The sequence below is a fragment of the Rufibacter roseus genome (genome assembly GCF_001647285.1).
In the GTDB taxonomy this organism is placed as follows: domain Bacteria; phylum Bacteroidota; class Bacteroidia; order Cytophagales; family Hymenobacteraceae; genus Nibribacter; species Nibribacter roseus.
This window is the reverse complement of sequence record NZ_LRML01000008.1, coordinates 101,552-113,460: the sequence shown is the minus strand read 5'-3', so window position 1 is coordinate 113,460 and position 11,909 is coordinate 101,552. Positions and strand designations below refer to the sequence as shown.

The following is an 11,909-nucleotide window of genomic DNA, read 5'->3' as shown; positions in this document are numbered from 1 at the left end:
GCTACCGTTTAAAGCAGGGTCATTCTCAATTTGTTCTTGCACTGACTTCTAAACCAAATCTTTGCCCACTGAACATTATATAAAACTTCATAATATTAAAGTGAATCGGATTGAATTTAATTTCACTTAACTGTTACCAAATCCCCTTGAATTTCAGTAGATTCAACAAAACATATATTCAGCTTTACTACTAAACCTTATCTGTTATTTTATGAAAAAGAAACTACTACTTATTTGTCTTCCATTTGTGATTGCAGCTTGTGGTTCAACCAAACAAGTTAGTTCGTCTAAAGCTGCAGGACCTTATGTCAAGCAAGAACTCTACGACCAAAACACCTTTAGAATTAACAGCTTCAGCCAGGACAAGACCTACGGGTATGAAGAGAAAAACCCGATAAAAGTGGGCGGTGCCAAGCAGCAGGAAGGCCCCATGAATGAGAGAAGGTTTCTGAACGCGCTGACTGGTCCTAATGGAGAAGAAATCAGCTACTACAGAATTGGCAGCTGCTGTCATTTTGAAACACCAAACGGATTGATGGGCGGAGGTTTGCTTGACATGTACAGCGTCACCTATGAAGGACTGGCCGAACCTATCAAGCTGTACATCAATATGTATGATTCTGACACCCTACATGTGCCCACTGGCTTTAAATTGCGGTATTAACCAAAGTTAGGTCTTGTAGAAGCTGATGTATGAAACAGGTACGGTAAAGACAACAGCACTAGTGCTTTGACAAATTAAAAATTAGAAATTAAGAATTATAAATACTTTTGGAAGAACAAATAACCATAATCTAATTCTTGGATTCTAATCTAAAATTAACTGGAGGAACACTGGAAACACTCGTATTATAATTCCCTGTTTTGAGCTGGTTTTTAAAAATCAGCTCCAAAACAGGGAATTTCATTATCCGGCTATCAATTGTATTTCCGCAGGAAGTTCAACTAGAGGCAACCCTTCTCTCCCCAGCTGATCTACCATAGAAGTTAAATCAGAAAGGCTTTCAAGAACAAAATAGTACTCCGGAGCCTCTCCTGCTTTGACAGGTTGTGCCAACATTTCTTCCAGCACCGCAGGTTTCCAGCTGTCTTCTTTTTTGAGGGCAGACTCCGCCTCCGGAGCATTTGACAACAAGTTGGCTCCCATTAATGTCACTTTTCCTTCTTCGTCTCTTAATAAACCATTACCCAGCACATGCTGTGCCAAACGCCAAAGTACTTCTATGGCTTCCGGTGATTTATTCTGCTGGGCCAATCTGCCTAAGCGGAACATGAAATCAGATACCGCTGGCTGAAATAACCACGGCAACAGACTGAAGACATCAGAAAACAGATCCTGGTGCCCCTGTAACCTTAAATCGGCATCTGGATGCAGACGCAGCGTAGTAATGGCCGGAAACTTATGTTTTGACCAACGTGCCAATACAGCTGCAGGGCGCAAGGGTGCTTCTGTCGCCACTAGTTCCCAGTCAAGGGTGCGCTTTAGCCTAGTATTCAGCTCCTGAAAGTCAGGAATAAAGTAAGCCTTCAGTTCCAGCGCCTGAAGCCCCTGCCAAAAAGGCTGAGCCACCTGATTGACCAGTGCCTCTACCCGCTTGGTATAAAGGATGTTCCAGATCTGCTGTTGCGGAATGGTATACTGATGGTACTGTTGCTGATACATAACGGTGTAAAATAAAAAAGGCCTGGTTCCGCTTCGGAACCAGGCCTCTATATGGTAGTTGGTTATTTGTCTAACTCAATTTTTTGCCCATATAACTCCCGGCTCCGAAAACGCAAATGCGCTTCGCAGAATTGACGGTAATCATATTTAGGGCGAATAGTTTCATAACGTCAGCTAATGTAGAACAAAAGTTTGAACAATGCAAATGTTTTTGTGCTACTTTTTAAAAAATAACTCCAAAACATAAATGAATTAGTATTTATACCAGCTCTTTCTTCAACTCAAAGACTCTCCGCATTTTCCGGATCATCCGTTCTGATTCAGTGAAGCTCAGGGTCTGAGCTCCGTCAGAGGCAGCCTCCTCAGGTCTCTCGTGTGTTTCATAGATGATGCCGTCGGCACCGGCCATAATGGCGGCCAGGGCCATAGGTTCCACGTATTCTCTTATGCCAATACCATGAGAAGGATCTACAATAACCGGTAGGTGAGTTTTCTCTTTCAGAATAGGAATAGCGTTCAGATCAAGCGTATTGCGGCTTGCGGTTTCATAGGTTCTGATGCCGCGCTCGCAGAGCATCAATTTCTCATTTCCGCCTGAGAAGATATATTCAGCAGAGTACAGAAGTTCGTCTATGGTCCCAGAAATGCCGCGCTTGAGCAGCACGGGCTTGTCTACTTTACCTAATTCGTCCAGTAGGTTGAAGTTCTGGGTATTGCGGGCTCCTACCTGAAACACATCGGTGTAGGGCTCCATTGGTGCAATCTGCGACACCTGCATCACCTCTGTCACAATCTTTATACCGTTAGCCCGGCAAAGCTCATAGAACATTTTCAGTCCTTCCAATCCCAATCCTCTGAATGAATACGGTGAACTGCGGGGTTTGAACACACCTCCGCGCATAAATCGTACACCCTGCGCCACCAAATGATCTATGGTTTTCTGTACCTGCTCTTCGTTCTCAATAGAACAAGGCCCTGCCATTAGTGTTAACTCCCCCTCTTTCACTTGTAAACCGTCACCAAAGTCAATTACGGTGGGGTTCACTTTCCATTTGCGCGACACCAGCTTGTAATCATCAGAGACAATATGAATGTCTTTTATACCTTGCAAATTGCCGATGGTGCGTACGTCAAACTCCGCCTTTCCGGTACCCACCAGGTAGTGCCCTGCATGGGTTTTTACCTCTGTGGTCTTATATTTCAGCTCCTTCGCTTTGTCTACAATGGCACTCTTCTGCTCCGGAGATATATCTGCTTGTAATTGAATCAGCATGTTACACAAATTTGAAGATTTGGTGATTAGGAGATGTGAAAATGTGGCAAGGTGTTTTGGCCACAATTTTAAATTTATAAATCTAAAAAGGCTTTATGGTAATAGTTAAACTTTTAGCCTGATGCTTATTATGTTTACAGATTTCATGCTATTTCTAAATTCTTACATCTCCTAATTTCCAAATCAAAAGTAGCACTTTACCAAATTACCTTTTTACCGTATTTGCTTCAGAAAAGCCCGAACGTTCTCACGCACTTCGGCGGGCTGTTGCAATGCTTTGATAAACGCACTGCCTATAATGGCTCCGTGACCAGACTGACAGGCCATTTCAAAAGAAGGCTTGTCTGAAATACCGAAACCAATGAGTAAAGGGTTCTTCAGTCCTAATGCTTTTACTCTGGAAAAATATGCCCGCTGCGCTTCTGTGCTTTGCACCTGGCTGCCAGTGGTACTGGCGCTGGACACCATGTAAATAAATGAATTGGTCAAGGCGTCAATTTGCCTGATTCGGGCATCTGAGGTTTGTGGGGTGATGAGGAAGATTAAGCTGAGGCCGTGCTTCTCCAATATTGGCTTATATTCTTCCTCATATTCTGCGAAAGGCAAGTCAGGCAAGATTAAACCGTCTACCCCTACTCTGGCGGCCTCAGCGCAAAAACGCTCAAAGCCATACTGCATCACGGGGTTCAGGTAGCCCATTAAGATAATGGGCAGCGTCACCTTTTCCCGTACGTTTTCCAGCTGCTGAAACAGCACCTTCAAGGACATCCCGTTTTCCAGCGCCACCATGTTACTGGCCTGAATGGTAGGGCCATCAGCTAATGGATCTGAGAACGGCATTCCTATCTCTACTAAATCAGCCCCGGCGGCTTCCAGCTCCTCTAAAATAGTTGTAGTATCTTCCAGCTTTGGATAGCCAGCGGTAAAGTACACGTTCAGCAGGTTGCCACTTTTTTCCTGGAAGAGGCGGGTAAGTCTATTGTTGGGCATCTTGTTGTTCAAAATAGGTAAGAATGGTATTCAGGTCTTTGTCGCCACGGCCCGATAAGTTAAGTACTACTACATCGTCTGGGCCGGCTTTCAGTTCTTTAAGAGCAGCGAGTGCGTGTGATGATTCAATAGCCGGAATAATACCTTCTAAACGGCTCAATTCGCGCAGGGCTTCCATGGCTTCAGCATCTCTAATGGCAAAAAAAGTGGCCCGGCCGCTCTGGGCTAAATGGGCATGTAACGGACCAACACCCGGATAATCAAGACCTGCCGAAATAGAATATGGTTCTGTGATTTGACCGTCTTCGGTTTGCATGAGCAGGGTTTTACTTCCATGAATGATACCCGTCTTGCCTAATATTGAGGTGGCCGCCGAATGACCTGAATCAACGCCTAAACCGGCAGCTTCTACGGCTATCAATTTTACGTCTTCTTCGTCCAAAAAGTGATAAAAGGCTCCGGCAGCGTTACTGCCACCGCCTACGCAGGCCACCACGTAATCTGGCAGCTCGCGCCCCTCCTTCTCCAGTAGCTGCGCTCTTATTTCCTCACTGATAACGGCCTGAAAACGGGCTACCATATCTGGGTACGGGTGCGGACCTACTACGGAGCCAATAATATAATGCGTGTCCTCCGGGTTGTTGATCCAGTCACGAATGGCCTCGTTGGTGGCGTCTTTTAAGGTTTGACTTCCGGAGGTAACAGGTACTACCGTGGCGCCCAATAACTTCATTTTCTCCACGTTCGGCTTTTGCCGCTCAGTGTCAATCTTGCCCATGTACACAATACATTCTAGCCCCGCCAGAGCACATACCGTAGCCGTAGCAACACCGTGCTGGCCCGCTCCGGTTTCAGCAATGATGCGCTTCTTCCCTAAGCGTTTGGCCATTAGAATCTGACCCACGGTATTGTTGATTTTGTGGGCACCCGTGTGGTTCAGGTCTTCACGCTTCAGGTAAATTTTGGTGTTATACTTCTCTGACAGGCGCTTGGCGTGGTACAAAGGGGTTGGCCTACCTACATAATCACGCAGGAGCGAATTCAGTTCTTCCTGAAAAGCCGGCTCCTGTAAAATTGACAAGTACTTCTCACGTAGCTCTTCTACGTTAGGGTATAGCATTTCTGGAATAAAGGCACCTCCAAACTGGCCATAATATCCCCGCTCATTTACTCCGTATTTCATATTTTTTAGTAGTTAGATTTTAGACGCTAGATATTAGACTTATGAGGAGTCTAAATACCATCGTCTAACATCTAGTGTCTTTTTTACGCTCTTAACTTTTTGATGAAATCTTTTACCCGCTCCACGTCTTTCATGCCAGGCGAAGTTTCAAACTTGCTGTTCAGGTCTATCCCGTACAACTGGGGGTGGCGGTAATTTCTTATTTCGTCAATGTGTTCCTCTGAAATGCCGCCGCTTAGGAAAAACGGGACATCAAGTTTGTACTTCTGCAGCAATTCCCAATTGAACCGGACCCCGTTGCCCCCTGGGTGAGGCCCGCTGGCATCAAACAAAAAATAATCGCAGACGGTGGCGTATTCTTTCAGCTGGTCAAATTCAAAATCATCACCTACCCTGAAGGCTTTCATTACTTTAAGGCCAGCCTCTCGCAATTCACGACAGATATAGGGAGTTTCATGGCCGTGCAGCTGTACCATTTCCAGACCCAGATCGGTCACCTTTTGCAGAATGATTTCTACTTCTTCGTCTACAAATACCCCTACTTTGGATGTACCCTGCTTGAATATTGATGAGAAAACCGCCCACTGTGTGGTAATGAACCGCGGAGAGCGCTCATAGAATATAAACCCTACATAGTCGGGTTGTAACTGCATGAGCTCTTCAATGTTCTCGGTGTACTTCATGCCGCACACCTTTATTTTCAGTTTCCTGTAAGGCATTCCTTCACGTTTGAGCTTAACACTTTTTGTTTAAATGGAGAAGCTGCCTTGTTGCTGCTTTAGTTTGTTTAGTTCCTCTACCAAAGCCGCGCAGGCTTTCTCCGGCCGGCTGGTGCGCATGAACGTCTCTCCCATCAAAAAGCCTTCAAATCCGTATTGCCTTAATTCCATGATAGTTTCGGCAGAGCTTAATCCGCTTTCGGAGACCTTCACAAATTCATTTGGAATAAGGGCAGCCAACTGTTTTGATGTTTCCACGGTTAAAGTGAAATCATGCAGGTTGCGGTTGTTTACACCTATGCAGTCTACATGCGGAGTCAACGTACGCTCCAATTCCTCCTGGTTATGCACTTCCAGCAAAACTTCTAGTCCTAATGAATGGGCAAACTGTGCCAGCCGGTCTACCTCTTCCTTGGTCAAAATAGCTGCAATCAATAGAATGGCATCGGCGCCAATAGACTTGGCTTCAATGATCTGGTACTCCTCCAGCACAAAATCTTTCCGCAGAATGGGGCAGAAGTTAAACTTACGGGCAGTAGTAAGGTCTTCGTTTTTACCGCCAAAATACAGATTGTCTGTGAGCACTGACAAAGCCGAAGCCCCTGCCTGCATATACCCAATAGATGTGCGTTCTACCGGAGCATAGGCATTGATGATTCCTTTAGAAGGAGATTTCCGTTTGAATTCTGCTATAATGCCGTTCAAGTCTGGCCGCTGCAGGTACTTGCGTAACGACACCGGCTGCGACTGAAAATAAAGGCTACGCTCCAGCAAAGCCGTTGGCACCACGTTTTTCCGGTCTGCTACCTCCTGGCGCTTGGTCTGCACTATGTTATCTAAAATGGTCATTTTATAGAGTTCTGAGTCCTGAGTCGCGAGTCTTGAGTCAGGAATATATATTTTGATTCTATACCTGTTTACTGATAACTGTTTACTGATATCTATTTACTGTTCAAAAGTTGTTGGAATGACTGCAGGGCCAGACCATTCTCTAAAGTCTGCCGTGCTTTTTGCAGCGACTCCCGCAGGGTTAGGCGCTCATCTGAACAGTAGATTCCCAGACCGGCGTTGGCGATGACCGCGTCTTGCTGGGCGGCGGTTCCTTTGCCTTGCAGTACGTTCATGAATATTTCGGCACAAGCTTCTACCGTTTCACCTCCGGCTAAATCTTCCTGGGTGTAAGTAGGTAAGCCTAAATCAGAAGGCTGTAAGATCTGCTCACCCGCCGGTGTCACCATTTTGAAGGCACCGGTTAACGATACTTCATCGTAGCCGTCCAGAGCATGAAGCAGCACAAATCGTTTGCCTGTTTTTTGGTACAAATAACTGTATAACCGCAACAGTTCCAATGAGAAAACACCCACCATCTGGTATTTTGGTTTAGCAGGATTGATCATGGGACCCAGCATGTTGAAAAAGGTTTTCACACCCAATTCCTTCCGGATGGGGGCTACTTCTTTCATGGCTGGGTGGAACAGCGGGGCGTGCAAAAAGCAGATGTTGGCTTTCTCCAGATTCTGCCTTAATTCAGAACTTTCATTCGTAAACTTTACGCCCAAATGTGCCATCACGTTAGATGACCCGCAGATGGAAGACACCCCGTTGTTTCCATGTTTGGCTACTTTATATCCCGCACCAGCCACCACAAAAGAAGCCAGTGTGGAAATATTGAACGTGTCTTTTCCGTCGCCGCCGGTACCGCAGAGGTCAATCACCTGATCGGTACCTAGTTCAGGCAAAAGGCAGAGCTCCAGCATGGCTTCCCTGAAGCCTTCCAGTTCTTCCACGGTGATGTTACGCATGAGGTACACAGTCATAAAAGCCGCCATCTGGCTGGCGTTGCTCTGCCCGCGGGTAATGTTGATGAGCACTTCCTTAGCCGTTTGCTTAGACAGGGTTTTATGCTCAATCAGTTGTTGCAGTATTTGTTTCATAGTGATAGTGAGGCAGCAAAGGTAGTCCATTTGGTGATGCGGTTTTTAGGCCGGTCCAGCCAATTGCGCATCATGTCTTTGCCGTATTCGGTTAAAATGGACTCTGGGTGAAACTGTACCCCCACCACATCATATTCTGTATGACGCAAAGCAAGAATTTCACCGTTTTCGTCTACGGCTGTTACGCGCAGGTTTTGCGGTACAGAGGTAGGAACTACCGTCCAGGAGTGGTAGCGGGCTACCTGGAAGGTTTGCGGCAACTGCTGGAACATCTGCTCCTCTGGGTGCACCACCCTAATAGTAGCCGACACGCCATGGAACACCTCCGTCATGTTATTCAATTCAGCTCCAAAAGCTTCGGCAATGGCCTGGTGTCCCAGGCAAACCCCCATGATACGTTTAGTAGGGGCATATTTCTGAATCAGCTCCGGCATGATACCTGCATCTTTAGGAACGCCCGGACCCGGGGAAAGGAGAATCACATCATATTGATTTACCGCCTCCAGGCTGATCTGGTCATTGCGGAAAACATCCATTTTATCGCCGTACCCCAACTCGCGCAGCAGCTGCACCAGGTTGTAGGTGAAAGAGTCGTAGTTATCTAAAACAAGAATTCTCATGGTACTAAAGGGTTTGTCGTTGTCGGTTCGGGTTGTTTCTGTTTTAGGCCTATTTTCTGAAAAACAAGCCTAAAACAATTCTATAAGTTACTAAATAAGCACCGCTTTTTCAAGCGCTTTGCGCAAGGCGGCCAGTTTATGGTGTACTTCCTGCAGCTCACTGTTAATATCTGACTTGGCCACTACTCCTGCCCCTGCCTGGTAATACAAGCGGTTTTTCACGCTCAGGAAAGAACGGATCATGATGGCATGGTTGAAGTCGCCGTTAAAGCCAAGGTACCCAATGCAGCCACCATAATAACCGCGGCCGGTGGGCTCCAGTTCATCAATCAGGGTGAGGGCTCGGTGCTTAGGCGCTCCAGACAACGTACCGGCCGGAAAAGTATCGGCTACCATCTGCACAGAACCGTGCGCCTGCGGCAACTGCGCCGTTACCTTAGACACCAAGTGAATTACGTGGCTATAATACTGCACTTCCTTGAACACCTCTACCTTTACATTGTCACCGTGACGGCTTAAGTCATTGCGGGCCAGATCTACCAGCATCACGTGCTCCGAGTTCTCTTTAGGGTCTTCATACAACTTCTGGGCCAATTCGGCATCGGCTTTGTCGTTGCCGGTGCGCTTGAACGTACCCGCAATTGGGTAAATGGTAGCCTTGTCATTTTTGATGGTGAGCTGTGCCTCCGGCGAAGAACCGAATATCTTGAAGTTGCCGTAGTCAAAGTAAAACAGGTACGGCGACGGGTTAATGGAACGCAGCGCGCGGTACACATTGAATTCATCGCCCTGAAAGCCCTGCGAAAACTGACGCGACAGCACAATCTGGAACACGTTGCCCAAGTGGCAATGCTTCACCCCCTGCTCTATCACCTTCAGGAATTCAGCGTCGGTTTGGTTCGTGTCTTCTTCACCGGTAGTCTCAAAATGGAACTGCGGGAAGTTTTTGTTTAAAATATGGTTCTCTAGCTCGTCTAAGGCTGCGTTTTGGGGTTCATTTCCTAAAAAGTGCTCAAAAATGTACAGCTGGTTTTTGAAATGGTCAATGGCAATGACAAACCGGAACGTTTGGTACAGTATCTCCGGCAGATCTGGGTGAGCGGTAGGCTTCTGCTGAATGTTAACCGTTTCATAGTACTGCACGGCCTCATAAGACATGTACCCGAACAAGCCGTTATGGATAAACCCAAAAGGCCCCTGCTCCGCCTTAAACCGCTGGGTGTACTCCTGCAGCAGCTGTACGGCATCTCGCTTGTTTTCCAGATCCTGCTCTTGGGTAGAGCCATCGGGGAAGGTTTGGGTAAGGCGGCTGTTCTTCAGCTTAAACTCAGCCAGCGGCTCACAGCAAATGTAACTGAAGCTGTTTTCCTGTCCGTGGTAATCTGAACTTTCCAGCAGCAGGCAGTTGCGGTATTTATCGCGCAGTTGCAGGTATATGCCAACCGGAGTAACGGTGTCTGCCAAAAGCTGGCGGTATTGTGTTTGTAGGGTGAAGGTCTTCATAAATTCATAAAAAAAGGCTTACTGTTAGATTTTTACAGCAAGCCTTTTAGATTTAAGGGCATATTTTTATTTGGCACAGGCCTGCTGCTCACACATCTTTCAGAGGGTGCCACCAACAGTGCTGCGTCATGTTTTGTACCTGTACCATTTTTATTTTGAAGTTGATTTAAAACACCAAAGGCCCGGGTGAATCCGAGCCTTTGGTTCTAGCAAAAATGCATAGCAAGCGGTTCACCCTTTAGTTTAAAGAGGTGTGCCACCAAGCGTTAAGCATAGATTTTGCTGCGTTCATATTGCAAATGTAACAACGGAAAATTATTGCACAAGAAAATTTTGAATAAAAATGATAATTTCCTTAAAAAGATAAGAACTCCCCTTAATTGAGTACCTTTAAATTGTGGCCCACTGCCCAGCCAAAACAATGGTGCTTTTTAGAACTACAATTGTAAGTTTTGCCTGCCTATTCTGTTGCCTGGTTCAGGGAAAGGCGCAGTCTACGTATACTTATGAAAAAGGCCAGAGAACAGACAGCCTGACTACCGTATCTAGAAACTTGCCCTGGATTGCTGCCGGTACTGCCGTTGCTTATACCAGTGGCCTGATGCTCTTGAACGAAGCCTGGTACAAAGACAGCCCCCGCTCCTCTTTTCATTGGTTTAACGATGCCCACGAGTGGAAACAACTTGACAAGGCAGGGCATGCCTGGGGCAGCTTTCATTTGAGCCGGTTGGGAGTTGATGTGCTCAGAGCCGCCGGTGTCTCAGAAAAAAAAGCGGTTTGGTACGGCGGTGCGGTCGGGTTTGCCATGCTCACTCCTATTGAATATTTTGACGGCCGCTCTCCTACCTACGGCGCCTCCCTCTCTGACATTGCCGCCAACGCCACAGGTTCTTTGCTCGTGATCGGGCAGCAACTGGCCTGGCAGGAACTCAGAATCGTGCCTAAATATTCTTTTCACCGTACCCGCTATGCCGCATTTCGCCCCAACCTCTTAGGCAACGGTTTAGCAGAGGAAATGCTCAAAGACTATAATGGCCACACGTACTGGCTCAGCGTAGACGTAGCCAAGTTTTTACCAGCCTCTAGCTCTTACCCCAAATGGCTGAACGTGGCGCCTGGATATGGGGCTGAAGAAATGGTGTATAACGACCCAGATAGCAATAGAGCTGCAGGATTCCACGCCTACCGCCAGTACTACCTGAGCGTCGATCTAAACTGGAAAGCGATTCCTACCCAAAGCAAGTTTCTGAAAAGTACCTTCTACGTGCTCTCCATCTTTAAATTCCCCGCTCCGGCTTTAGAATACAACCGCCGCCAAGGCTGGAAAGCACATGCTCTTTATTTTTAAAAAGAGAGCTATACTCTTGATTCTGATAGAGATTACTTGGTGTCTTTTCACAGAATTCTTATAAACTATTGCATTTCAATTTATTATATTCGTAAAGGAATTGATTGTATATTTATTTATGTAAAATTTAATTTTAAAGGAAATGAAGATAAAACTACTCGCCATAAGTTTATTTTTCATCTCGATTTGGTGTACCGGACAATCTCACTCCCTTGCAACTCAAAAAGCGGCCAGTAACTTCACCAATCTGGTCACTTTTATTGATGTGAGCACAGGCCATAGGTTTTTATTTAAAACAACCAGCCGATTTAACCCCCATCCCCCCCTTTTCAGCACCTCTCTTGCCTCTTCAAAGGTGCAGGTTCTGGCACCACCAGCAGATCGAACACCAAGTCTAATGCTCAGAAATACAATTTTACCTTATTCAAAAAGCTCTGATAATTCTCTATTCTATGGTACTTATAGTGAAAACGAGCATTTAAATCATTGGCAGACGTTCTCGGCACAGGTAGCCAATATGGTCTTACACGGCTTATTTTCAAAATAAAACAACGTTTCATTGACGTCTCAATTTTGTTGATTTGAAGATAAAACCAGACCTTCTTCCCCATTTGTTATCTTTGCTACCAGCTATTGGCTTTACTGGCTGATCTATCTAATATAAAGTAGCATACAT

Annotated in this window: 12 protein-coding genes; 3 read left to right on the top strand and 9 right to left on the bottom strand. The window is 46.1% G+C overall.

All coding sequences use genetic code 11. From position 1 onward, the window contains the following. Nucleotides 1–211: 211 nt before the first annotated feature. The gene (locus A8O23_RS13390; RefSeq protein ID WP_066622044.1) at nucleotides 212–664 is read left to right on the top strand and encodes a hypothetical protein; all 453 of its coding nucleotides are present in this window, start codon (nucleotides 212–214) and stop codon (nucleotides 662–664) included. A gap of 243 nt (nucleotides 665–907) precedes the next feature. Here the strand turns inward: A8O23_RS13390 and A8O23_RS13385 are convergent, their stop codons facing one another. From A8O23_RS13385 to A8O23_RS13345, 9 genes are all read right to left on the bottom strand, one after another. Continuing rightward, a complete protein-coding gene (locus tag A8O23_RS13385) occupies nucleotides 908–1,663 on the bottom strand; it encodes a hypothetical protein (protein ID WP_066622040.1) in 756 nt (251 codons plus the stop codon). A gap of 259 nt (nucleotides 1,664–1,922) precedes the next feature. Beyond that, nucleotides 1,923–2,936, bottom strand: a complete 1,014-nt coding sequence (gene aroF, locus A8O23_RS13380) for a 3-deoxy-7-phosphoheptulonate synthase (RefSeq protein WP_066622038.1) — start codon at nucleotides 2,934–2,936, stop codon at nucleotides 1,923–1,925. A gap of 213 nt (nucleotides 2,937–3,149) precedes the next feature. Then, the gene (gene trpA / locus A8O23_RS13375) at nucleotides 3,150–3,926 is read right to left on the bottom strand and encodes a tryptophan synthase subunit alpha (RefSeq protein ID WP_066622037.1); all 777 of its coding nucleotides are present in this window, start codon (nucleotides 3,924–3,926) and stop codon (nucleotides 3,150–3,152) included. Further along, nucleotides 3,913–5,109 carry a tryptophan synthase subunit beta gene (gene trpB, locus A8O23_RS13370; RefSeq protein ID WP_066622036.1) on the bottom strand — a complete coding sequence of 399 codons (1,197 nt, stop codon included), beginning with the start codon at nucleotides 5,107–5,109 and terminating at the stop codon, nucleotides 3,913–3,915. The genes trpA and trpB overlap by 14 nt, the downstream gene beginning before the upstream one ends. Nucleotides 5,110–5,192: 83 nt before the next feature. Then, on the bottom strand, nucleotides 5,193–5,828 hold the full coding sequence (locus A8O23_RS13365; protein WP_239693404.1) for a phosphoribosylanthranilate isomerase: 636 nt from the start codon (nucleotides 5,826–5,828) through the stop codon (nucleotides 5,193–5,195). 30 nt (nucleotides 5,829–5,858) lie between these two features. Further along, nucleotides 5,859–6,677 (bottom strand): indole-3-glycerol phosphate synthase TrpC, encoded by an 819-nt coding sequence (gene trpC / locus A8O23_RS13360; protein ID WP_066622034.1) that lies wholly within the window; start codon nucleotides 6,675–6,677, stop codon nucleotides 5,859–5,861. A gap of 92 nt (nucleotides 6,678–6,769) precedes the next feature. Next, nucleotides 6,770–7,762: an anthranilate phosphoribosyltransferase gene (gene trpD, locus A8O23_RS13355; RefSeq protein WP_066622032.1), complete on the bottom strand. Its 993-nt coding sequence runs from the start codon at nucleotides 7,760–7,762 to the stop codon at nucleotides 6,770–6,772. Further along, entirely contained in the window at nucleotides 7,759–8,382 is a 624-nt protein-coding gene (locus tag A8O23_RS13350) for an anthranilate synthase component II (RefSeq protein WP_066622030.1), read from the bottom strand. The genes trpD and A8O23_RS13350 overlap by 4 nt, the downstream gene beginning before the upstream one ends. A 90-nt stretch (nucleotides 8,383–8,472) precedes the next feature. Next, entirely contained in the window at nucleotides 8,473–9,885 is a 1,413-nt protein-coding gene (locus tag A8O23_RS13345; RefSeq protein WP_066622028.1) for an anthranilate synthase component I family protein, read from the bottom strand. 553 nt (nucleotides 9,886–10,438) lie between these two features. On the opposite strand from A8O23_RS13345, the gene A8O23_RS13340 reads away from it, so the two are divergent. Together A8O23_RS13340 and A8O23_RS21460 are read left to right on the top strand one after the other, a co-directional pair. Next, nucleotides 10,439–11,233 carry a DUF2279 domain-containing protein gene (locus A8O23_RS13340; RefSeq protein ID WP_239693403.1) on the top strand — a complete coding sequence of 265 codons (795 nt, stop codon included), beginning with the start codon at nucleotides 10,439–10,441 and terminating at the stop codon, nucleotides 11,231–11,233. A 142-nt stretch (nucleotides 11,234–11,375) separates the two neighbouring features. Beyond that, complete coding sequence (locus tag A8O23_RS21460) at nucleotides 11,376–11,780, top strand: hypothetical protein (RefSeq protein WP_153042203.1); 405 nt, start codon at nucleotides 11,376–11,378, stop codon at nucleotides 11,778–11,780. The last annotated feature ends 129 nt before the right edge of the window (nucleotides 11,781–11,909 follow it).

Coding starts and splice junctions, on each gene's coding strand:
- A8O23_RS13350 (WP_066622030.1), bottom strand. CDS start 8,382: ATGAGAATTCTTGTTTTAGATAACTACGACTCTTTCACCTACAACCTG.
- trpC (WP_066622034.1), bottom strand. CDS start 6,677: ATGACCATTTTAGATAACATAGTGCAGACCAAGCGCCAGGAGGTAGCA.
- A8O23_RS21460 (WP_153042203.1), top strand. CDS start 11,376: ATGAAGATAAAACTACTCGCCATAAGTTTATTTTTCATCTCGATTTGG.
- A8O23_RS13385 (WP_066622040.1), bottom strand. CDS start 1,663: ATGTATCAGCAACAGTACCATCAGTATACCATTCCGCAACAGCAGATC.
- trpA (WP_066622037.1), bottom strand. CDS start 3,926: ATGCCCAACAATAGACTTACCCGCCTCTTCCAGGAAAAAAGTGGCAAC.
- A8O23_RS13390 (WP_066622044.1), top strand. CDS start 212: ATGAAAAAGAAACTACTACTTATTTGTCTTCCATTTGTGATTGCAGCT.
- trpB (WP_066622036.1), bottom strand. CDS start 5,109: ATGAAATACGGAGTAAATGAGCGGGGATATTATGGCCAGTTTGGAGGT.
- trpD (WP_066622032.1), bottom strand. CDS start 7,762: ATGAAACAAATACTGCAACAACTGATTGAGCATAAAACCCTGTCTAAG.
- A8O23_RS13345 (WP_066622028.1), bottom strand. CDS start 9,885: ATGAAGACCTTCACCCTACAAACACAATACCGCCAGCTTTTGGCAGAC.
- aroF (WP_066622038.1), bottom strand. CDS start 2,936: ATGCTGATTCAATTACAAGCAGATATATCTCCGGAGCAGAAGAGTGCC.
- A8O23_RS13365 (WP_239693404.1), bottom strand. CDS start 5,828: ATGCCTTACAGGAAACTGAAAATAAAGGTGTGCGGCATGAAGTACACC.